The organism is Microbacterium lacus, assembly GCF_044794305.1.
Classification (GTDB): Bacteria; Actinomycetota; Actinomycetes; order Actinomycetales; family Microbacteriaceae; genus Microbacterium; species Microbacterium lacus_B.
On sequence record NZ_CP084996.1, the window covers coordinates 1,946,210 to 1,967,810 of the forward strand.

Annotated in this window: 22 protein-coding genes; 9 read left to right on the forward strand and 13 right to left on the reverse strand. The window is 66.9% G+C overall.

The window, feature by feature from the left end; all coding sequences use genetic code 11:
* Positions 1-38: 38 nt before the first annotated feature.
* Positions 39-1,613: an ABC transporter substrate-binding protein gene (locus LG299_RS09300; protein WP_404429490.1), complete on the reverse strand. Its 1,575-nt coding sequence runs from the start codon at positions 1,611-1,613 to the stop codon at positions 39-41.
* Between the two features lie 235 nt (positions 1,614-1,848).
* On the opposite strand from LG299_RS09300, the gene LG299_RS09305 reads away from it, so the two are divergent.
* The 5 genes from LG299_RS09305 to LG299_RS09325 all read left to right on the forward strand — a co-directional run bounded on the left by LG299_RS09305 (position 1,849) and on the right by LG299_RS09325 (position 5,223).
* Complete coding sequence (locus LG299_RS09305) at positions 1,849-3,090, forward strand: glycoside hydrolase family 1 protein (RefSeq protein ID WP_404429492.1); 1,242 nt, start codon at positions 1,849-1,851, stop codon at positions 3,088-3,090.
* A 22-nt stretch (positions 3,091-3,112) separates the two neighbouring features.
* Entirely contained in the window at positions 3,113-3,469 is a 357-nt protein-coding gene (locus tag LG299_RS09310; RefSeq protein ID WP_404429494.1) for a YidH family protein, read from the forward strand.
* Positions 3,466-3,822 carry a DUF202 domain-containing protein gene (locus LG299_RS09315; protein ID WP_404429496.1) on the forward strand — a complete coding sequence of 119 codons (357 nt, stop codon included), beginning with the start codon at positions 3,466-3,468 and terminating at the stop codon, positions 3,820-3,822. Before LG299_RS09310 ends, LG299_RS09315 begins: the two co-directional genes overlap by 4 nt.
* 24 nt (positions 3,823-3,846) lie before the next feature.
* On the forward strand, positions 3,847-4,308 hold the full coding sequence (locus tag LG299_RS09320; RefSeq protein ID WP_404429498.1) for an HNH endonuclease: 462 nt from the start codon (positions 3,847-3,849) through the stop codon (positions 4,306-4,308).
* 147 nt (positions 4,309-4,455) lie between these two features.
* Positions 4,456-5,223 carry an SDR family NAD(P)-dependent oxidoreductase gene (locus LG299_RS09325; RefSeq protein WP_404429500.1) on the forward strand — a complete coding sequence of 256 codons (768 nt, stop codon included), beginning with the start codon at positions 4,456-4,458 and terminating at the stop codon, positions 5,221-5,223.
* 3 nt (positions 5,224-5,226) lie between these two features.
* Here the strand turns inward: LG299_RS09325 and LG299_RS09330 are convergent, their stop codons facing one another.
* The 11 genes from LG299_RS09330 to LG299_RS09380 all read right to left on the reverse strand — a co-directional run bounded on the left by LG299_RS09330 (position 5,227) and on the right by LG299_RS09380 (position 17,038).
* Positions 5,227-6,822, reverse strand: coding sequence for a GMC oxidoreductase (locus LG299_RS09330; RefSeq protein ID WP_404429502.1), 1,596 nt, complete (start codon positions 6,820-6,822; stop codon positions 5,227-5,229).
* Positions 6,823-6,867: 45 nt separating this feature from the next.
* Positions 6,868-8,379, reverse strand: a complete 1,512-nt coding sequence (locus LG299_RS09335) for an MFS transporter (RefSeq protein WP_404429504.1) — start codon at positions 8,377-8,379, stop codon at positions 6,868-6,870.
* A 154-nt stretch (positions 8,380-8,533) separates the two neighbouring features.
* Positions 8,534-9,052: an RpiB/LacA/LacB family sugar-phosphate isomerase gene (locus LG299_RS09340; RefSeq protein ID WP_404429506.1), complete on the reverse strand. Its 519-nt coding sequence runs from the start codon at positions 9,050-9,052 to the stop codon at positions 8,534-8,536.
* 23 nt (positions 9,053-9,075) lie between these two features.
* A complete protein-coding gene (locus LG299_RS09345; protein WP_404429508.1) occupies positions 9,076-10,011 on the reverse strand; it encodes a VOC family protein in 936 nt (311 codons plus the stop codon).
* A 28-nt stretch (positions 10,012-10,039) separates the two neighbouring features.
* Entirely contained in the window at positions 10,040-11,014 is a 975-nt protein-coding gene (locus tag LG299_RS09350) for a fumarylacetoacetate hydrolase family protein (protein WP_404429510.1), read from the reverse strand.
* Positions 11,011-12,015: an amidohydrolase family protein gene (locus LG299_RS09355; protein WP_404429512.1), complete on the reverse strand. Its 1,005-nt coding sequence runs from the start codon at positions 12,013-12,015 to the stop codon at positions 11,011-11,013. Before LG299_RS09355 ends, LG299_RS09350 begins: the two co-directional genes overlap by 4 nt.
* Complete coding sequence (locus LG299_RS09360) at positions 12,012-13,145, reverse strand: FAD-dependent monooxygenase (protein ID WP_404429514.1); 1,134 nt, start codon at positions 13,143-13,145, stop codon at positions 12,012-12,014. The genes LG299_RS09355 and LG299_RS09360 overlap by 4 nt, the downstream gene beginning before the upstream one ends.
* Positions 13,146-13,186: 41 nt before the next feature.
* Positions 13,187-14,179, reverse strand: coding sequence for a cyclase family protein (locus LG299_RS09365; protein ID WP_404429516.1), 993 nt, complete (start codon positions 14,177-14,179; stop codon positions 13,187-13,189).
* A complete protein-coding gene (locus LG299_RS09370) occupies positions 14,179-15,132 on the reverse strand; it encodes a fumarylacetoacetate hydrolase family protein (protein WP_404429518.1) in 954 nt (317 codons plus the stop codon). Before LG299_RS09370 ends, LG299_RS09365 begins: the two co-directional genes overlap by 1 nt.
* Positions 15,133-15,233: 101 nt before the next feature.
* Entirely contained in the window at positions 15,234-15,998 is a 765-nt protein-coding gene (locus LG299_RS09375) for a hypothetical protein (RefSeq protein ID WP_404429520.1), read from the reverse strand.
* The gene (locus tag LG299_RS09380; protein ID WP_404429522.1) at positions 15,995-17,038 is read right to left on the reverse strand and encodes a Gfo/Idh/MocA family protein; all 1,044 of its coding nucleotides are present in this window, start codon (positions 17,036-17,038) and stop codon (positions 15,995-15,997) included. The genes LG299_RS09375 and LG299_RS09380 overlap by 4 nt, the downstream gene beginning before the upstream one ends.
* Positions 17,039-17,157: 119 nt before the next feature.
* On the opposite strand from LG299_RS09380, the gene LG299_RS09385 reads away from it, so the two are divergent.
* The 4 genes from LG299_RS09385 (at position 17,158) to LG299_RS09400 (ending at position 21,105) form a co-directional block, all read left to right on the forward strand.
* The gene (locus LG299_RS09385; RefSeq protein WP_404429524.1) at positions 17,158-18,423 is read left to right on the forward strand and encodes an ROK family protein; all 1,266 of its coding nucleotides are present in this window, start codon (positions 17,158-17,160) and stop codon (positions 18,421-18,423) included.
* 80 nt (positions 18,424-18,503) lie between these two features.
* Positions 18,504-19,922 carry a hypothetical protein gene (locus LG299_RS09390; protein ID WP_404429526.1) on the forward strand — a complete coding sequence of 473 codons (1,419 nt, stop codon included), beginning with the start codon at positions 18,504-18,506 and terminating at the stop codon, positions 19,920-19,922.
* Positions 19,919-20,788 (forward strand): ThuA domain-containing protein, encoded by an 870-nt coding sequence (locus tag LG299_RS09395; RefSeq protein ID WP_404429528.1) that lies wholly within the window; start codon positions 19,919-19,921, stop codon positions 20,786-20,788. The genes LG299_RS09390 and LG299_RS09395 overlap by 4 nt, the downstream gene beginning before the upstream one ends.
* Positions 20,789-20,820: 32 nt before the next feature.
* Positions 20,821-21,105: a hypothetical protein gene (locus LG299_RS09400; RefSeq protein WP_404429530.1), complete on the forward strand. Its 285-nt coding sequence runs from the start codon at positions 20,821-20,823 to the stop codon at positions 21,103-21,105.
* Between the two features lie 73 nt (positions 21,106-21,178).
* Here the strand turns inward: LG299_RS09400 and LG299_RS09405 are convergent, their stop codons facing one another.
* Complete coding sequence (locus LG299_RS09405) at positions 21,179-21,595, reverse strand: DUF6379 domain-containing protein (protein WP_404429532.1); 417 nt, start codon at positions 21,593-21,595, stop codon at positions 21,179-21,181.
* Positions 21,596-21,601 lie beyond the last annotated feature (6 nt).

Sequence of the window (21,601 nt, forward strand, 5' to 3'; positions counted from 1 at the left end):
GTGCCGACGTTACCCTGTCGGCACCGGGACCACTGTGATCAGGACGCCGGTGTGAACGTCGAGAGGATCGGGAACGAATCCGTACCGGGGAAGGTCGGCTCGTCGATCACCGACTGGTTGTAGGCCCACGGCGAGAGCTGCTCGAACAGCGGGATCAGCCAGCCGGACTCGGCGATCGCGCGGTTGAGGTCGGTGAGGGCAGCCGCCTGCGCGTCCTCATCACCAGCACCCGATGCGGCACCGTAAGCGCCTGCGGCGCCCTGGATCGCGGGGTTTTCCGCACCGTGGAAGTTCGCGAAGCCGAACAGCACCCCGAACACGTTCCCCGGAGGGTTGGTCCAGGTGAGAGCGATCGGGCCACCCATGGGTGTGGTCTGGACGGAGGCGAACGCTTCCTCTGTGGACGACGCATTCTTCAGGGCGACGTCGACGCCGATTTCGGCGAAGTACGGCTGGATCGCCTCCCAGTCCCGCTGACTCCCGGCTGTGATCACGACCTCGAAGGAGAACCCGTCGGGGTAGCCGGCCTCGGCCAGCAGTTCTTTTGCGGCCTCGGGGTCGTATGCGAATTCTTCCTCGAGTTCAGGGATGTAGCCGGGGCTGTCCGCGGGAAGCACGTTCGCGGTCGGGATGTCACCCGGGTGGATGGCGGCGACATACGTCTCCCGGTCGATGGCGATGGACAGCGCGTTCCAGACGCGGGGGTCGCCCCACTGGGGCGCCAGCGATCCGTTCTTGTCGAACGGCAGCAGGTTCTGGATGACCCCGCCGTTGGCGACCACACCGACCCCGCCGGACTCGGCCTGCGCCTGGGTGGCGGAGGTGATGAAGGCCGTGTCGACCTCACCGGAAATCGCCGCGTTGACACGGGCAACCGGGTCAAGGATCGGGCGGAACTCGTACGACTCGAAGGGGTAGCCGTCCACGTCGGGGTGGTCGGCCTTCTTCACGAGGAGGTAAGAGTTGCCCTTGATCGTGGCCTCACCATCGACCTCGAGGGGGCCGGAGCCGTCGGCGGCGGCATCCAGGCTGCTGCGGTCGGCGACGCCTGCCGGGCCGACGATCGCACCGGCGGGCAGCACGAGGTTCGCCTCGAACCCCGGCTGGGGAGCGGCGAAGGTCAGCGTGACGGTGTCTTCATCCACGACGGCGACGTCGGAGATTTCCTGCTCGCCACCCTCGGCGAAGCCGCTGTAGGCCGACAGGTCGGGGTCTCCGCGGAAGTCGAGGTTCTCTTTGACCAGGTCGGCGGTGACGGTCGAGCCATCGGCGAAGGTCGCCGATGTGTCGAGGTCGAGGGTGAGCTGGGTCTGGTCTTCGTTGTACTCGAAGTTGGTGACGAGGTCGGGAACAACCTGACCGTCTGCGTCGAGGAGGAAGAGGGAGTCGTAGATCCCCTCGAAGAACATGCGCTGACCGGATCCGTAACGCAGTGGGTCGTAGCCGAGGGCTGCCTGGTCGGAGTCGAGTCCGATGACGAGCACCGAGGCGTCAGCGGGTTCGCCGCTTCCGCCTCCGTCGGTGCCGGATCCGCTGCACGCGGCGAGCGTGAGCGCTGAAACTGCGAAAGCCGCGACGACGGCGGCTCCGCGGGCGGTGGTTTTTCGAGACATCCTGATCTCCTGTGATCGGTTTGCTGCTGCGGACTTCGGTGTCAGTGAATCGCAATCGGGTGCGACCCTTCGTTTACAGAGTGGGGGGCATCGGGCCGTTTGGCCATTCGGATCCACTCGGTCGTTCGTTAGCGAGGGCCTAACATACCCGCACTGGTGCCTGCTCCTAGTGAAACACGCTTTCACTGAATGAACAAGTGTGAGAGGATAGTGAGGAGTTCAGAGAGGACCACTCATGCCTTCAGCATCCTTCCCCGCCGACTTCCTGTGGGGAGTCGCCACCGCCGGCCACCAGAACGAGGGTGACAACGTCACGAGCGACACCTGGTTTCTCGAGAACGTGACGCCGACCGTCTTTCAGGCTCGCTCGGGCAAGGCGACGAACGGCTGGGAACTGTGGGAATCCGACCTCGACCTGGTCGCAGGGATGAACCTCAACTCCTACCGCTTCTCGGTCGAGTGGGCGCGCGTCGAACCGGTCGAGGGGGAGTTCTCCGATGAGGCGCTCGCGCACTACGAAGCGTTGATTGACGGATGCCTCGCCCGCGGCCTCGCTCCGATCGTGACGTTCAACCACTTCACCTCGCCGCACTGGTTCGCCTCGCGCGGGGCCTGGCTGGATGCCGAGGCCCCGGCGCTCTTCGCTCGGTACTGCGGTGTCATCATGGACCGCTTCGGCGACCGCATCCGTCTCGCCGTCACCTTCAACGAGCCCGACCTGCCCGAGATGCTGACCTGGTCGGGGCTCCCTGACTTCGTGGCCGACCTCGAGCGGGCAACCCTCGAGGCGGCGGAGCGCGAGGCCGGTGTCGAGCGCTACCGCGCGGGCAACGTCATGCTGCACGAAGACTTCGCCGGCATGCGCGCCGGTATGACCGCCGCTCACATCATGGGCAAAGCCGCGATCAAGGAGCGTCGGGCCGATCTGCCCGTCGGACTCTCGCTCGCGATGTGCGACGACGTCGCTGTCCCCGGCGGCGAAGATCTGGTCGCACGCAAGCGCGCAGAGGTTTACGACTACTGGCTGAGCCTCGCGGCGGATGACGACTTCGTCGGCGTCCAGAACTATGAGCGCCTGCACTACGGTCCGGACGGCCTCCTTCCGGCTCCGGAGGGCGCAGTTGTCAATGGCATGGGCACCGCGGTGGACCCTGATTCGCTCCGCGGAGCCGTCGTCTACGCGCATGACGTCAGCGGTGTGCCTGTGCTTGTCAGCGAACACGGGGTGAGTACGCCGAATGACAGCATCCGTGCCGACTTCATCGCACCATCGCTCGTCGGCCTCGCGCAGGCGATCGTCGACGGCGTGCCGGTGCTCGGCTATTGCCACTGGACGCTCATGGACAACTTCGAGTGGATCTTCGGCTACGGCCCCAAGCTCGGCCTGCACTCCGTCGATCTCGAGACCTTCGAGCGAATCGCGAAGCCCAGCGCCGGGGTGTATGCGCAGCTCGTGCGCGAGGCACGTGGGTTGTAGGCCGCGGCAGTAACCTGTCGCAATGAGCTCACGATTTCCGCGCTCGCTCTACTCAGAAGGGGCGGAGCCCGACCCTCGGTTCAGCCTGGCGAACGAGCGCACCTTCCTCGCGTGGGTGCGCACGTCGTTGGCGCTGCTCGCGTCGGGGGTCGCGCTCGAGGCGCTGCAGGTGCCGATCTCGCCGGGGTTTCGACTGGCCTCAGCGCTGGTGTTCATCGTGCTCGGCGTGCTCGCCGCCATCCAGGCGTGGGTGGGGTGGTACCGGGTTGAGCGGTCGATGCGGCGGAACGCGGCCTTGCCCGCACCGAGTGTCGGACTCGTCATCGTCATCGGGGTCGTGCTCGCCGTGATCCTCCTGACCCTCGGCTACTTCTGGTGAGCTCCTCCGGCGCCCCGGCCGATCCGGGTCTTCAGCCCGAACGGACTCTGCTTGCCTGGCGCCGGACGTGTCTTGCCCTGGCCGTCGCAAGTGCCGTCATCGTGCGCTTCGGGAGCGAGAGCATCGGAGCGTTCGCTGCCGTGCTCGGGATCGTCGGAATCGCGACGGCGGCCTCGGCATACATCGTCTCCGCTCGCCGATACAGCACCGCCCATCGGTCGATCGCCCACGATGAAGAGCTTGCCCCCGACGGTCTGGCACTCGCGCTGGTGACCCTCACGCTTCTGCTCATCTGTGTGGGCGCGATCTCCTACGTTGTCGGCGTCGGCGCGCAGCGCCTCGCGGTCGGCTGAGCACGCACTCGGTACGCTCGCGTTATGGCCAATACGGGCGGGTCTCGACGCGCGCGTGCGCAACGTCGGCGCGTGAAGCGCGTGGCGGCGTCGGGAAGTGATCTGACGGATGCTGAGTGGTTCGCGATCCTCGATGCGTGGAGTGTCTGCGCCTATTGCGGAGCCGAGGGCGTCGCCCTGCAACGCGACTGCGTGCTGCCGATTTCACGAGGGGGTCGCTACACGCTCGACAACGTCGTTCCCGCGTGCCGCTCGTGCAACGCGAGCAAGTCGAACGATGAGGTGACGTCCTGGATGCGCCGCCGCCGCCTCGACGAACCGGTCTTTCTCCTGCGATGGCGCGAGATCGTTGTCGACCTGACCACCGCCGCGGCCGAATCGCGATCTCAGACGGCATCCGCAATTTTGGAGGCCGAAGCGATGGACGTGCCCGCGGTCGACGCTCTACTCGTCGAGCGCGACGATCTGCACGGCCGTCACTCGTAGGCATGTCCAAGAAGACCGTCAAGGCGTTGCAAAGGCAGAGGGCTGATGCGCGGTATCAGCATCGGTCGATTCCCTCGGGTGGATGCCGCGGCTAGCGTCGAAACTGCGGGCGGCGAGGCAGCGGCCCAGAGATGGGGAGAGAACGCTATGACCCACGTAGGACTCGCCGGCCGCACGATCGTCGTCACTGGCGCCGCAGGAGGTCAGGGCCTCGCGGCCGCGCTCTTGCTGGCGGAAGCCGGCGCTCGAGTGATCGCGACCGACATCGCCGAGGCATCCCCCGCCTTCGAAGACACCGAGATCACCTACCGCCGGCTCGACGTGTCGAGCGAAGACGACTGGCACACCCTCGCCGTCGAACTCGAAACCGGGCTCGCCGGTGAGCCTCTCCGCGGGCTCGTCAACAACGCCGGCATCACCCATCGCACCCGTCTCGGCCAGACCGAACGCGCCGACTGGGACCGTGTGCTCGCCGTGAATCTGACCGGACCGATGCTCGGAATTCAAGCCCTCGCTCCGCTCATGGGAGATGGATCCTCGATCGTCAACGTCGGCTCGTCCGCGGCGTTGAACGCCCACTATCCGGTCGCCTACACGTCGAGCAAGTGGGGGCTGCGGGGGCTGACGCACGTCGCCGCCACCGAACTCGGGCCCCGCGGCATCCGTGTGAACATCGTCCACCCCGGGTTCATCGAGACGCCGATGACGGTGAACGCCCCCGAAGCAATGCGCGATGCGCAACTCGCTCTCACCCCGCTCGAGCGCGTCGGGAACGCTGACGAGGTCGCTCGCGTCGTGGTGTTCTTGTTGTCGGATGCTGCCGCCTATGTCACCGGCGCCGAGATCCCGATCGACGGAGGCTCGACGTCATCGGCCGGCGTGAAGGTCATGTCGGACCGCATCGCCCGCGGCTGAGTCTCAGGCGGAGAGCGCCTCGATCGCCTTCCGCGCGCCGCGCACGGCGATCGCGACGCTCGTGAGCGTCGGGTTCATCGTGTTCGCCGTGGGGATGAGCGCGTTGCCGCCGACGACAAGCCCGTCGACGCCCCACACCCGTGAGTACGGGTCTGCGACGGACGTGCCGTCGTCGGTCTCGCCCATCCGCATCGTGCCCATGTAGTGCAGGCTCGACCCGTTCGGCATCAGGCGCGGCTCGGCGACGAAGACGCCGAGCGTCTCGCCGATGCGCCGCAGGTCGGCCGTGGCCGCGTCGATCTCGCTGAGTTCAGCATCCGTCAGTTCATAGTCAACGGTGAAGTTCGGAAAGCCGCGATAGTCGAGTTCGTCATCGGTGAACGTGAGACCGTCTTCAACGCGCGGGCGCTTGCGGAGGCCGTTGCCCATGTTGACGAAGCCCCAGCGGTTGCCGCGGAAGGGGCTGTCGTCGGGCAACGGGAACGGCGTGTTCTCGGAGTACATGACCTGCAGCGAGAACGGGTGATCCGGCTCGGAGAACGGAATGCGGTTGACCGCGGCAACCGGATCCGCCGCGTGCTTCGCTCGCTGCGCGAGCTCTTCATCGAGCTGCTCTTCGGTGGCGAAGCGACTCATCTTCTCGGCATCGAGGGCTACCGTGGTGATGACGACGGGGTGCTCGGTGAGGTAGCGGCCGAGAGCTGCGGGACGGATGCCGGAGGCCCAAAGGAGCTGCGGAGAGCGGAAGGCATCCGCGGCTACAACGACGAGGTCTGCCGGCACGAACGAGGTTTCGCGGGTGCGCAGGTCTTCGACGGTGACACCGGTCACACGGTCGCCCCGTTCTTCAGAAGCCTCACGCTCGACACGGCGAACCAACGACAGGTCGCGCAACTCGAACCGCTCGGCGAGAGGATTGCCGTCCTCGATGAGCGGCCCGAGCACGAAATCGGTGCCGCCCCACTGCATCGATCCATCGGGCTGCGGTTCACCCGAGACGGGGAGCGTGCTCACTCCGTAGCCCTCCGGGAGATCCGGGCCGAACTCTTCGCTCAGGAGCGAGCGGATCGCGCCACCGACGGCGGAGTCCGCGAAAGCCGAGTGCTGAGCGTGCAGAAGCTGTTCGGCACGATCGATCAGTTCATCCCACTCGGTGTCGTCGATGAAGGCGATGCGTTCACTGAACGACGGGCGCGGGATGGCACACGTCCAGTGCGAACCCTGACCTCCGACGTTGGTCGCGCCGGCCGCGGCGGCAAAGGTCGGCGCGTGCGCCGAACCTTCCCCGCCGAAGTCGAACAGGTGCGTTCCCTGGCGCGCAGTGAACATGCCCTCGACGACCACACCGGCGGGGATGCCGAGTGATTCGCGCATGGCGCCCGCCTGGGGTCCCTGCGACATCTCGCGCGCGCGGGCCTTTTCATCGGGGTCATCGATGTTCCGAACGCTCTGGCCCGGGCGCTCGGTGAGCTGCGGGCCGGCCTCGAACATCGTCACGCGAGCGTCGGGCAGACCCTCGAGCAGGGTGCGCGCGTAGGTGGCACCGATCGGGCCACTGCCCACGATGACGATGCGGGGGTGTGCGGAAGTCTCAGGCATGAGCGTCTCCTCTTCGAGTACGAGTGGGAATTGTCGGGTGCGCGTTCAGGCGACGGCAGGATCGCTGACAGTGGACGGCTCGGCTGCGGGCTCCGGCTCGAGGTGATCCGCGAGCTTCGCGTTCGGCAAGAGCAGCGCGATGACGAAGCCGATCGCATAGGTGACAGCAAGGCCGAGGAAGATCGGGGTCATCACATCGGAGTACAGCTCAGCGACCTGCGCCTGCACCGAGGCGGATGCGGCGTGGACCGCCGCCGGTGTGAGGGTCGCAGCATCCAGCGCCGCCGGAAGACCCGCGGTCACTCCCGCACCGATCAGTCCGCCGACGATCGCCGTTGCAGTGGTCGAACCGATTTGACGGACCAGGCTCACGGTCGCGGTGATGCTGCCGGTGTCGCTCACCGGCGCAGCGCTCTGGGCTACGGCGACGATGATGTTCATGAACGAGCCCGTGCCGATCCCGACCAGACCCATCGCGACCATCGGCACCCACAGCGGCATTCCGGGCGGCAAGAGTGCCATCACGAGAAGTCCGACCGCAGCGACGGCAGTTCCGAACAGCGGGAACATCCGGTACCTGCCCGAGCGGCTCGCGAGTGAGCCGGTGACCAGTGTGCTGATCAGCATCCCGAACACCGTCGCGATCGGGACCAGCCCCGACACCGTCGCCGACGTGCGATACGCCATCTGGATGAAGGTCGGCACGTACGCGACGACCGAGAAGAGCCCGACGCCGATCACGGTCGACAGCGCGATGCAGACGACGATCGTGCGGTTCGAGAAGTGACGCAGCGGCACCAGCGGCTCGGCGACGCGCAGTTCGACGGCGATGAAGGCCGCGAGACCGAGCACCGCGACGAGCGACGCAATGAGGATGGGTGTCGCACTCTCTGACCCGCCCGCGCTGGCCCAGCTCGCAGCGAGCACGACGGCAGTGACGGTGACACCGAGCAGAACCGCGCCGGCGATGTCGAAGCGCTTGCCCGAGCGGCCCTCGATGTGCGGAACCGCGAAGGCGGCGAGCGCGAGAGCGATCACTCCGAGCGGGATGTTGACCCAGAACACCCAGCGCCAGCCCCACGCGTCGGTGATGATTCCGCCGATGAGGGGGCCGACGAGGATCGCGATGGGAAACGCGATACCGATGATCGACAGCACGCGGGGACGCTCTCGGGGCGAGGTGAGCACGCCGATCATCGTCTGGGGCATCAACATGAGACCGGCCGCACCGGCGCCCTGAGCGACGCGCGCGATCGCGAGTTGGGTGATGTCTTGCGCGAATCCGCAGAACATCGATGCCACGAGGAAGAGCACAACACTCGCGAAGAACACCAGGCGGATGCCGACGAGGTCGGCGAGTTTGCCCAGAACCGGCAGCAGCACGGTGCTTGCCAGCGTGTAGGAGACGATCACCCAACTCATCTGCTCGACGGCACCGAGTTCACCCGCGATGGTCGCGAGCGACGTCGAGACCACCGTGTGGTCGAGTGCACCGAGAAACGAGACGGTGAGGAGGGAGACGATGAGGAGGCGGAGCCTCCATGGCGAGAGCGGCATGTTCGATTCACCCGAACGATCGGGTCGTCGACGCGACCGTATGTGCCTCCCGTGCGACTTCACGCGGGAGAACGGATCCGAAGGATCCCGACGTCAGGTCCATTCTAGACTTTCTTTAGTCGAAAAACAACCTAAGCCGCGCTCGCTTGAAGGCTTATTCGTGCCGCACGGCGACCTGTTCGGGCTCGAGTTGCACAGCCCAGCCCTCGATCGTGCCGGCGTTCTCGTACTCTTCGATCTGCAGGACCCGGCGTCCGAGATCGACGATGTGAGGCATGGATGCTGTCACGAAGGCGCTGATCGTCAGCCACGCGTTCTCTTCGAAGGCGATTCCCTCGAGGACGAGCACGTTGGCATCGACGACCTCGCGGGTGTTCGCGGCCGCGCGCGGTGACGCCGCCGAAACGGCGCGGGCGCCGTTGACTTTGTTGGCGACGACGACTCCGGCAGCCCCTTCATCGACGACGAGAACACCGAAGGCGTCCACGCCCGCGTCCTGATCGACGACGACGGCAGTGCCGACGCGAATCGCGAAGATCGGATAGTCGTCGCCCGGGTCGAGCTGCTCGGCACCGTGCCAGACGACCTCGTGGCCCGCCACGCGGGCGCGCGCCTCGAGGGCGCGGCCGAGCTCGTAACCGCCGTGGTCGGCGGCGAAGTGAAGACGTGTCATCTCTGAACCTCCTGCGCTGTCGGTCACACCGGAGGTGCGACGAACAGACCCTTGTCGATGTCGTTGAACGATTCGCGCGCGATCAACTCGCTCATCTCCTGCGCCGTGCCCCACTGGTCCTGGTTCGAGACCTCTTTGATGTTCAGCCGGTGCGGGCTCCAGGTGTCTTCGTCGAGCACGGCGAGTTCGGTCGTGTACTCGATCGTGTTGCCCGCAGGCGAGAGGAAGTACGCGAACGTGTTGTCTCCGGCGTTGTGGCGACCCGGACCCCAGATCATGCGTGCGCCTGACCGGAGGATCTTGCCGGCGCCCCGCATCCATTCTTCGATACCGCGCATTTCGAACGAGAGGTGGTGCAGCGAGTGGTGCGGACCCTGGGCGATCGCAAGCGAGTGGTGCGTCGCGTTGCAGCGCATGAAGTGCATCATGTCGACGCCGTCCGGGCGGATCAGCGAATCCGAGATCGAGAAGTCGAGGTGATCGATGTACCACTGCGCGGACTGCGCGAGGTTCGCCGAGTTGAAGACCACGTGCGAGAGCTTCGCGGGAATCGGCTCGCGCTCGCGGATCTTGCGCGCCTCGCGGGTCTGGTAGCCGGTCGAGAACTCGAGCACGCGGCCGTCGCCGTCGAAGACGCGGAACCCGTATCCGCCGCTGAAGCCGTCGAGCTCTTGCGGCTCGTGGACGAATTGCACGTCTTCGGCGCGGAGCTTGTCGGCGAGGGCGTGGATGTCGTCCCGCCCCTCGACAGCGAAGCCGACGAGGTCGATGCGCTTCTCGTCGTCGCGGAGGCGCAGGATGAAGGGCTCGGACGAGCCTTCCGCGGCGAAGTAGCTGAGGCCCTCTTCGGCGTGGACCTCGGTAAGGCCCCAGTAGGTCGAGAAGAAGCTGCGCTCCTGCTCGAAGTTGGGAACGGCCAGTGCGGCGTACCGCAGGTGTGAGACGAGTCGCTCGGTCATGTCGTTGTTCTTTCTGTGATCTGTGGTGTCAGTCGCGCGTGCGCTGCCGGGAGCGGGAACGCGCTGGGACGAGTTCAGGGGTGGATGCTGCGGTCCCGACGAATCCGATGAGTTCGCCGATTCCCTCGACGGTCATGCGCACTTCGTCGCCTTCAGCCAGTGGGGGCGGGGTCAGCTCGCCGGCTCTGCCCCACAGTTCGCCGAGGCATCCGCCGTTTCCGACGGTTCCCGATCCGAGCACATCCCCTGGGACGACCCTGGAGTTGCGCGCCGCGTAGGCGACGAGTTCGGGGAACGGCCAACCCATGTTCGAGACGAGGTCTTCGCCGATGAGCGTTCCGTTGACGAACACTTCTGCGTGGACGGCGAGAAAGCCGTCGGCATCGAGGAACGGCGCGAGCTCATCGGCCGTGACGATCCATGGCCCGAGCGTCGTGCCGAAATCTTTGCCCTTTGCGGGCCCGAGGCGCACCTTCATCTCGCGGGACTGCACATCGCGCGCGGACCAGTCGTTCATGATCGTGTAGCCGAAGATGTGTCGTGCCGCGGCCTCAGCCGTCAGGTTCGCCCCGTCAGACCCCGGCGAGGAGCCGATGACCACGGCGAGTTCAAGTTCGAAGTCGAGCCGTTCGGTCTTCGGCGGGCTCACGGTATCGCCCGGGCCCAGCACCGTGTGCGGGTTCGTGAAATAGAACGTGGGTGCCTGGTACCACTCAGGGACGACCTCGCTCTTGCCGTCGACAGAGGCGCTCACGCCCTCGACATGCTCTTCGAAGGCGACGAAGTCGCGGATCGCGGCCGGCACCAGCGGTGCGAGCAGCCGCACGTCGGCGAGCGGAGTGGCCGTAGCGGTGTCGACCCGTGTGAACAGCGCGTGCGCAGCGTCCAGCCCCTCAGCCAGAACTTCGGCGACGCGCAAACCGTCCGGGAACGGCACCACGCCGTCACCGATGACGAAGCCCTCGCCGATCTCGGCACCATGCTTCCAGCGTGCGATTCTCATGCGGGCACCTTCGTGTGCAGAAGTGCTTCAGCGTTACCGGTGAGGATGCGCTCGGTCACTTCGGTCGGGAGCCCCGCGCCGCGCACCAACGAGACCGGGTCATCGAGTCCCATGTCGAACGGGAAGTCGCTCCCCAGCACGACCTGCGATGCGCCCGCGACCTCGACGAGGTGGCGCAGGGCTACCGGATCGTGTACGACGGTGTCGAACCACATCTTCTTGAGGTAGCTCGAGGGCGCGTGCGCGCAGCGCTGGGCTTCGGGGCGCACGTTCCATGCACGGTCCGATCGTCCGATGGCGAAGGGCAGGTACCCGCCCCCGTGCGCGGCGACGATCTTGAGATCGGGATGCCTGTCCAAGACCCCCGCGAAGATCAGATGCGACAGCGCCACGGCGTTCTCGGTGGGCTGCCCGACCGTGTTGGAGAGGTAGAACCGGTCGAGGCGCTCATCGAGGCTGCACCCGAACGGGTGGAGGAAGATCACCGCGCCAAGCTCGGCCGCGCGCGCCCAAAACGGCTCGAGGCGCTCGTCCGACAGCTCGACATCGCCGGCGAACGAAGAGATCTCGACTCCCGCAAGGCCGCGAGCGACAACGGCGTCATCGAGGCATTCGACGATGCGGTCCGGATGCTGCAGCGGAACGAGTCCGAGCCCCACGAGCCGCTCGGGCGCCGCGCCGACGTGCTCGGCAATCAGCCGATTGGCCTCGGTCGCCGTCCATACTGCGAGGGAGGCGCCAGCCCACGGATAGAAGTGGTTCGGCGAAGCGCTCACCCACTGGGTGTCGACACCCTGCTCATCCATCGCCGCGAGTCGCGCCTCGACGGCGGTGAGCTTCGGGATGCGTGCCCCGATCATCGCGCCGGACGCCGCGAGACTTTCGCCGCCGTTGCGGGTGAGCTCGAGCGCGGCCGCCTCGGCGACGCCTTCGGGGTCGCGGCGCTGCACCTCGGCCTGAACGGCCGGGAGGAGCAGGTGCGCGTGGACGTCGATGGTCATGCGGGCGCCGCCATTTTGTGCGCGATGCCGAAGATCAGACCGGGGGCGTCCGCGTCGCGGTTGCCTTCGATCTGCCACTGGCCGAGCTGAACGGATGCCTCGACCACCGCGGTGGCGCGGGGCAGACGACGGGCGTGGAAATCGCCCCACAGCTCTGCATCGAGTTCGTCACGGGCGACCAGCAGTTCGGTGAGGACGAGCGCGTCCTCGAGCGCCTGCGCGGCACCCTGGGCGATCGTCGGAGGGCAGCTGTGGGCGGCGTCTCCGATGATGACGACCCGACCGCGGTTCCAGGGGGCGGGCACGATGTGCTTCGTGAACCACGTGTAGTTCGCGGGCGCGCCGGCTTCGAGGTCGGCGCGGATCGAGTTCCACGGGCCGTCGTAGGCACGGGACTCTTCGAGCATGATGCGGGCCGCATCCTCGTCGCTGATGCCGAAGCGGTCTTCGGCCTTCTCCACCAGGAAGGCGTACATCGAGTTCTCGCCCGTCGGCGTGTACCCCGCGATGTACACCGGACCGCCGTAGTACAGCTCGCTGCGCTCGACCTCGGCCGGACGCGAGACGAACGACCGCCAGATGCCCATTCCCGTGGGCTCGGGCTTGGTCTCGATCCCGATCAGGTCTCGCACCTTCGAGTTGAGTCCGTCGGCGCCGACCAGCAGGTCGTACACACCCGCGGACTCCTCGTTCACGAAGACCTCGACGCCCGCGTCGGTCTCAGAGATGCCGGTGACCTTCGCGCTGAAGCGGCTGCGGACGCCCGCCTTATCGGCGTGCGCGGAGAGGATGCGGGCAAGGTCGGGGCGCGGCATCCCCATCGCTGCGGGGTAATCCGGTCCGCCGGACTGGACGTCCGGCAACTGCGCCACCACCGGGGCACCCGGTCCGGGCGCCCGCAGGTGGAGGCCCTGGAAGACATAGCCGGCGTCGCGGATGTCGTCCCACGCGCCGAGCGCGTCGAAGACGCGGAGCGCGTTGCCCTGCAGGGTGATGCCCGAGCCGAGCGCGCTGAGCGCGGGCTGGGCCTCGAAGATGTCGACCTCGACGCCGGCCTTGGCGAGCTGAATGGCGGTGGCGAGTGCGGCGACGCCGCTTCCGGCGATGGCCACTTTCTTTACTGCGGTCATGTCAGAACCTCTCTGTTCCTGTGTTGTCTCGTGCGTGGCGATCAGAGGATCGCGACGGGGTTGATGGGCGAGCCGACGGCTCCGGTGATGGGCAGCGGTGCGGCCGAGAGCAGAAAGTCATAGCGCCCGGTATCGGCTGCGGCCGAGCCGAGCTCTTCGAGGTCCCACATCTCGCCGATGGTCAGCCCCAGGTTGGGGATCACGACCTGGTGCAGCGGCTGGAAGGCGGGCACATCGAACTCGTTCGGGCGCACTTCGAAGCCCCATGTGTCGGTGGCGATCGCGGCGATCTCGGTGCGGTGCAGCCAGCCGGCGGTGGTGAGCGAGAGACCGGGGGCAGGGCCTCCGGCGTAGTCGCCCCAGCCGTCGCGGCGGGCACGGGCGAGCTGGCCGGTGCGGACGAGGACGATGTCGCCGCGGCCGATCGCGACGCTCTGAGCCGCTGCGCAGCCCTCGAGGTCGGCCACAGTGATGGCATACCCGTCGGGCAGTTCAGCGGTTTCGGGCTGAAGAAAGCGCCCGACATCGAGCAGAACGCCTCGAGAAACGATGACGGATGCCGCGTGCTCGATGCCGGTCACGAGGTCGCCCTCGCTCGTGACGACGTCGCCCGCCCGCCGCCCATTCCACGCCATGCCGTGGTCGAAGATGTGGCCGAGGCCATCCCACTGCGTCGAGCACTGGAGCGGCATCGAGATGACGTCGTCCGCTCCCCCGATCCCGTGCGGAAAGCCCTGATTGCCGCGCTCGGCGTCGACACCGGTATCGGTCATCGTGTGTACGGGGTTCGTCCGGCGACGCCACCCCTTCTGCGGGCCGTTCGTATCGAAGGACTGCGCGAGCGAGATCACTCGGCCCTCGCGCACGAGCGCGGCAGCTGCGACCCGAGCGGCCGGATCAATGAAGTTCAGTGTGCCGAGCACGTCGTCTTCGCCCCAGCGGCCCCAGTTGCGAAAGGCCTCCGCGCGCGCGGTGATCTCAGCCTCGGGGTTCTGCCGGTCTACCTCGGCAGGGTTCTCAGTGGGCGCGCTCATCAGCCGGCCACGCACCGCACGACCTGGGTGCCCAGACCGCCGATGGTCCCCGTCATGACGTCGCCGTCCTGCAAGAAGCGCTTCCAGTGCTGGCCGTTGCCCGCAGGGCTTCCCGTCAGAAGGATGTCGCCCGGAAGGAGGGGCATGGTCTGCGAAGCACCCGAGATGAGGGCCGCGATGTCGAAGAGCAGATCGTCGGTCGAGCCGTTCTGCATCACGTCGCCGTTGAGCTCGAGGCGGACGTTGAGGTTGCCGCCCTCCACGAAGGGGGCAGGCACCAGGAACGGACCCGTCGGGAGAAATCCCGGAGCGTTCTTCGCGCGGTACCAGTCGGTGCCGATCTCTTTCATGTCCTTGCGGAACACCAGGTCACGCGTCGTGATGTCGTTGACGATCGTGTACCCGGCGACGTGGTCGAGCGCATCTTCACGAGTCACACGGAACGCCTCGCGACCGATGACCACGGCCAGTTCGAGCTCCCAGTCGTGCACCTTGCTGTACGGGGGCAGTGCGAGGGGCACATCGTCGCCGACCACACAGGTCGGGAGTCCGATGAAGAAGTAGGGTTCACCGTTGAGGGCGCGCTGGTCCATCATCTCCGCAGCCATGTCCCGCGCCTGTTCGGGCGTGCGGTCGGTGTTGTTCGTGAGACCTGCCGCGACCAGTTCGATGACATGCTGGCGATAGTTGGCGCCCGCCTGCAGCACCTGGCGCGGCTGCACCGGTGCGGTCAGGGTGACAGCGGCCAGCGGCATCCACCCGCCTTCGCTCTCGGCGAGCGCAGCGATGCGATCCCAGTCGGGGTCGGCCAGGAACGCGTTCAGGTCGGCGGCGCCGAGCTCGTCAGCGCTGATCGCGCGAATGCGGTCTGCTGCGACCACGCCGAGCGCGACGGCGCCTTCGGTGCGGAAGCGCGCGAGCGCGTAGGGGGCCGAGGGGCCGGTCGAAGTCATCGCAGGTATCCGTTCATTGCTCATCATCGTGCGTGACTACTTTCGCGCGAGACCGGCATATCAGGGAATCCCATATCTCCGATGCCCAGAATCACCACCGTCTATGAGCGCGCGGTGAGCAATGCGTCGGCCGTCACCGTGTCTGCGGCCAGCTCTTCGAGGTCACGGATGCTGGCTCCGCCCACCGCCGCCAGCGCTCGGCGCAGCGCCAGTCGCTCCGAAGACTCGAACACGGCCGGGGCGATCAGCCTTCCGGCTTCGGTGGAGGTGGACATCCGCACAGCACTCCCCTCGACCACGACATCGGTGATCACCTCGCCGAGCGCTTGCGCATGGATGCGCCCGGATCCCGGGCGCGCGGTGACGGCCACACTGATCGCCGCAGAGAGGCCGGATGCGGCAACCAGAAGCGCCTGAGCCCCTCCGACTGCGACCACCTCGAGCTCTTCACTCATGAGCACGCGTGCCCACCCGACCGCGTCGCGGGCGACGGCGCCCAGCGCCGAGCGGCGTGCGGTCGCATCGACAACCACCATGCGTGCAGGTCTCGACGCTTCGCTGGCTGTCTCCCGCGCGGCGGGCGCAGCGGCGCTGACGTCGGGGCGCAGCAGGGGGCGCTCCACGATCACGGGGATCCCGACTTCGTCGATCACGCGCTGTATCTCGATGGCGGACAGGAAGACCGGATCGGCGACGACGATCGCCGCGGCACCTGCCTGCGCGGCTGCGAGCACAGCATCGGGCCAGGCTGCCGCGCCCGGCACGACCACGATGGCTCCGTCGGGGCGATCAGTGGGCTGAGCGCTGAGCGGAAGTTCCGCGATCGCCACGCGATACGGGCCTTCGGGACACAACACTCCGGTCATCGGGCACCTCCCGCAGAGATCCATTCGGCCGCAGCATCCGCCAAGTCCAACGCATATCTTGCGTCGGCGAGCAGTTCGTCGTACTCGACGACCCCGTCGCCGCTCAGCAGGTCTGCGAGCGCACGCCACTCGGCGAGGTACCCGTCGTCGGGATGGATCGGATACGTCGTCTCGAGTCCCGAACCCAGTTCGACGCGTACGGAAGCGCTGCCGACGTGCACGAAGGCCGGCGGAAACGACACTTCGACGACATCGGTGTCGGTCGTGATCGTCAGCTGCCACACCGCGTCGGCGCCGCTCGGCAGCATGACCGTCGCCATGCGAATGGGGATGCCCGAGGCCTGAAACCCCAGGGCGTAGCCGATCGGCGCCACCGCCCGGGCATAGATGAGCTTCTCGAACACTGGCGCGAGGTCGCGCAGCATGGGCAGCTCGTGCACCGCGAGACCCGTGATCAGTTGACAGACGACGGATGCCGCGACCGCCGGAATCGTCAGGTCGGGCGCTCCGCGCCCGGGCATGGTGGCGGGCGCGCTCAGTTCGGTGACGACGTCGTGGTAGCGGCCGTTGGGCGGCAGCGCCAACGTCACCGAGAGTGCGCGGACGGTGTGCCCGCCGGCGAGCAGATGGTGGGTGGCCCGCCCCCAGGCGGGGTCGAAAAGGTGATTCGTGCCGACCAGAAGCACCGTGCCGGTGGAGCGGCACGCCTCGATGACCTGCTCGGCATCGGCGAGCGTCGTCGCCAAGGGCTTCTCGCAGAGAATGGCCCGCTTGCCGGCCGCCACGCTCGCGAGAACCTGTTCGGCGTGCTCGGCCGGAGGACTGCTGATGGCCACGACGGTCACCCGCTCGTCGGCGAGCAGGTCATCGATGCCCGAGGATGACTGTGCACCCACGCGATCTGCGAGCTCTCGCGCGCGTCCGCTGCCACCGTCGCTGACATGGACAACCTCGAAGTCGCCCTTCAGACGCTCGAGAGTCGGCAGGTGGAGCGCTGAGGCACCCGGGCCTGCGCCCACAATTCCGACGCCGTGGGGCATGTCATTCCTTCGTTGGACAGATCACTTCTTTTGCATGGAGCGTACCTAAGTCAACACGAGATTGACTATAGATTCGACGAAATGGCTCGTTTTCGGCATCCGTCGTGCAAAAATCGACCATGGCATCGGAGTCCACCCTGCGTTTCGGCGCTCAAACCGACGAAGTGACGAGCCTTCTGCGGATCGTGAACATGGTTCGGGACGGCCACGCGTCGACCAGGCCCGAAATCGGGCGCATCACCGGCCTCGGCCGCGGAGTCGTGACGCAGCGCGTCGACCAGGCGATCGAGATGGGCTACCTCGAAGACGGCGCGTTCGGGCCCTCCTCGGGTGGGCGTGCGCCCCGCACGCTGCGCTTTCGCGCCGATCGCGGCCGCATCATCACGTGTGCCCTCGGCGGGCTGCACATCCATGTCGGAGTATCGATGCTCGAGGGCGATGTCCTCGAGGACTCACACGCCGAGTGGGACATCTCCCGGGGGCCGGCCGAAACGCTCGATCGAGCGCACGCGATGATCGACGAGCTGTTGGCGAAGACGCCGGACGTTCCGGTGTGGGGCATCTCGGTGGGCATCCCAGGCCCCGTCGACTTCGAGTCGGGCAGGCCCGTCGCTCCGCCGATCATGCCCGGATGGAACGGGTTCGACATCCGGCGCCGCTTCGAGGAGAAGTACGACGCGCCCGTCTGGGTCGACAATGACGTCAACCTACTTGCGCTCAACGAGCGCTCGCGGCGCGGCGACGAGCACACCGACCTGATCTACTGCAAGGTCGGCTCTGGCATCGGCGCGGGATTGGTCTCGCATGGGCGCATTCACCGCGGGGCCAACGGCGCCGCGGGCGATATCGGCCACGTGCGGGTCGCTTCATCAGAGGCGGCCTGCCGGTGCGGCAAGGTCGGGTGTCTCGAAGCCGTAGCCGGCGGGTGGGCACTCGTCCGCGATGCCGAGTTGGCGATCGCGGAAGGAGCGACGGGACTGCTGGCGCAGCGATATCGCGACGGTGAACCGATGACACCCACGCTGATCGCCCGGTCGGCCGAGAACGGCGATGCACTGGCGATCTCACTCGTCCAGGGGTGCGCACGCGTCGTCGGCGAATCGATCGCGGCGCTCGTCAACATGTTCAATCCCGGCGCGATCGTGATCGGCGGTGCGGTGGTGAGTGCCGGCGAGGTGTTCCTCGCCGAGGTGCGCCAGCGCGTGTATGAACTGTCGCTCCCCCTCGCAACACGGGACCTCAGCATCGTGCAGTCCCAGAACGACCGACGCGAGCCCCTGCGCGGTGGCGCCGAGATGGTGCGCGAGCAACTCTTCGATGCCACGTTCCCGCGATGGTTTGCTGACGGGCACCCGACGATCGATGCGGTACAAGGCACTCCCTGACACTTATTCTGTTTTCGGACTAAAGCGTGTAGATTCTCGTCGTAAGCCGCGTTCGCGGTCGACGACACGAGGACGTGCCCATGACGCTGCCGTTGCTGCGCGAAGATTCGCTGACCACCACTCCGGGCGGAGCCGCCCTGCGCGTTTCCCTTCCCTGGATCCGTTCGCTCCCCCTGACCTCGCTGCGAGACCCGGTCGTGACGATCGACGGAGTTGCCGCCGAAACCGTCACGGTGATACTGGGCGACCGCGAGGTGGCGCCGGAAGAGCTGACCGAAGTCGACGGCTGGTGGTTCCAGCAAGATCGGGTCACGCTCGCCGTGCCACATGAACTCACCTCTGGACCCCACGACGTCGAGGTCGGGTTCGGGCTCCGCATCCCCTATCTTCAGGTCAGTCCCGAAGGCCCGCTGACGCTGCCGTTCCACGCGAAGCAGTCACTCGTGCTTGACGCGCCTCATGTGCCCGCCGCTGTGGTGGCTGTTCGTGAGCCGCTCGCCCACGACGGTCCGCTGCCGGTCGGCCTCGTGCTCAGCGCGAGCGCCTTCAACTGGACGCCCGAGATGATCGCGGGCGACCGCGACGCTGTTGATATCGCGGTCGGGATCGTCGAGAACGGTCTCGCCGTCGAGATCGAGGCGGAGCCGGGCCAACTGTGGCGCTCCTTTCCTGGCCGGAGCGAAGCGGATGCCACGGCCTTCGGTGCGCGCCTGGACTCCGCAGGCGGCCGCGTCAGCATCTTGGGCGCGAGCATCGATGACTGGTCGCCCGAGGGAATCCGCCGCACCGACGACGAGCGATTCGCTTTCCTGCTGCCGCAGATCGAGATAGCGCAGCAGCTCGATGCGCGCGGCCTACGGCTGCCCATCGGGCAGGCCGGTCCTGCGCTCTTGCAGCGGGTGTTGCCGATCCTCCAGGAAACCGGCCTGACGCTCTTCGAAGAGATCCAGGGGTCGCAGACTCCGGGCTCGCCGCAGGCGGGCACCTCGATCGATCAGATCATCGACATCGACGACCCGCACGTGCGACTCCTCGTCGACATCTCGATGTTCATGCCGGCAGTTCCAGAAACCTATCTCGCGCAACTGGAGGCCGCCGGGGTTCCGGCAGCGTTCATCGAGACCGTGCGACACGAGTGGCGCGACCCTGCAACCGTCGGCACGATCGTCGGACTGCTGCGATCGGGCGGGGTTCCGGCATCCGTTCACACCCTCTTCATGGACATGCTCGTGCGCTTCGGGCGGTCAGACGCCGCAGTCATCGCCGACGTGCTGCCGTGGGTCGGCGCGTTCCACCTGAAGTTCTGGGACCTCGAAGATTCCGACGGCCGCGTCAGCGATCCGATCCGCGACCTCGGCTCACTTCTGAGCGGCACCGAATTCGCCGGAACCCTCTGCAGCGAGTGGGGCGGCCACGAGTGGCTCGACGACGACCCCACGACCATCACCCGCGACCACCTGGCGCTGGCACGCCGCGCCCTGAACGGAGACACCGCATGACCCTTCTCAACGTCCTCATCCTGTCCGGTCACATGACGATCGAGCACGACAACGAATACCGCAGCTTCCGCCAGCACAACCAGTGGCTCACGACCCTGCTCGAAGACACCGGCCGGTTCCGTGTGCGCGTCATCGAAGACCCCCGTGGTCTCGGCGCCGAGATCATCGACAAGTACGACGTGGTCATCGTCGTCTTCGAGGGGCGCGACGGCTACCACGACAAGGCCGTCGGCTTCGGGGCCGAAACGGACGCAGCCCTTTTGAAGTTCGTGCACGACGACGGCAGAGGGATCGTCTGGTTCCACGGCTCTGCGGCGCAGGAGGACTCGTGGGGCTACCCCGAGGAGTACAACGTGATGCGCGGCTCGAAGCTCAGCGCGTACGAGACCGGGCTGCGCCCTCGGCCATGGGGCGAAGCCCTGCTGAAGACCACCGAACCGCGGCATCCGATCACCGACGGAATCAACGCGACATGGACCGTCACCGGCGACGACATCCTCACCGGCGTGCAGTTGTACGACGGCGCGCAGGTGCTGCTCACGACATTCGACGACCTCGAGTCGTACGAACGCGCGCCCGTCTGGCCGATGTCGCACTACCCGGTTCTGATTCCCGAAGGGGGCATCGCGGCTCTGAACGGCATGAACACCGACCAGCCCATCGCGTGGATCAACGAGTACGGAGCGGGTCGCTCTTTCACCATCACGATCGGGCACGACATCGACACGTTCCGGCGGATCGAGTTCATCCGCATGTTCCCGCGCGGGGTCGAGTGGGCTGCCACCGGCGAGGTGGCACTCGAGGGTCCCGACCGCCGCGGCGAGCGCCGGTTCCTGCCCTGGCCGTACTACAACCATGAGGGCTGAGAGCACCCGCACCCAACTCGGTGGCGTGGCGAGTGAGCGACCGCACAGTGCAACGTCAGATGAACGACGCTGCGACCCTGGTGAACGAGTTTCCCGAGACGCGTGCCGCGCTGGCCTCCGGCGCGATCACGTCGGCCCACACGCGGGTCGTCATGCCGGCCGGGCAGATCATCGACCGACCCGAGCTGAAGGCCGAGTACGAAGCATCCGTTCTCGATAACGCGAGATCCGAGATGCGCCGACATCTGCGGGTGCGCGACCAGCACTGTCGTTTCCCCGGCTGCCGCATGCCCACGCGGCGGTGCGATGTCGCGTGAACGCCGAGTGCACGACCTGGCCACGCTGGCAGGCCGCGCACTCGGCATCTATTGTCGCGCTCTGGGCGTCAGCTCACGCCAGCACGACCTCGCGCTCCACAGGCACGCGGTTGGTGACGTAGCGGCCGGGGCCGCCGTCGACACCGGGCATGATCTGCATGTACAGCAGACGCATGGTCAGCACGACCTCGACGGTGACCTTGTCGCCGGCTGCCGGCGGGTCATCGAGCGAGATCATCACTTCGGGCTTCTCTGCGACGAACCAGAGCGTCTCTGACTGTTCAGGAAGCTCCTCGATCGCGTACGACTTTCCTTCGAGGACGAAGCGGAGGCGATCGGTCGGGACGGCGACGCCGTTGACGGATGCTGCGACGCCGTCGACGGCCGACAGCCAAAGGCTGCGGTACCAGGGCAGTTGCACCGAGACGGCGATGCCGTCGTCCGTGCGTCGGACATCCTTTTCGGAGAACAGCGAATTGTGGGTTGCCATGATGGA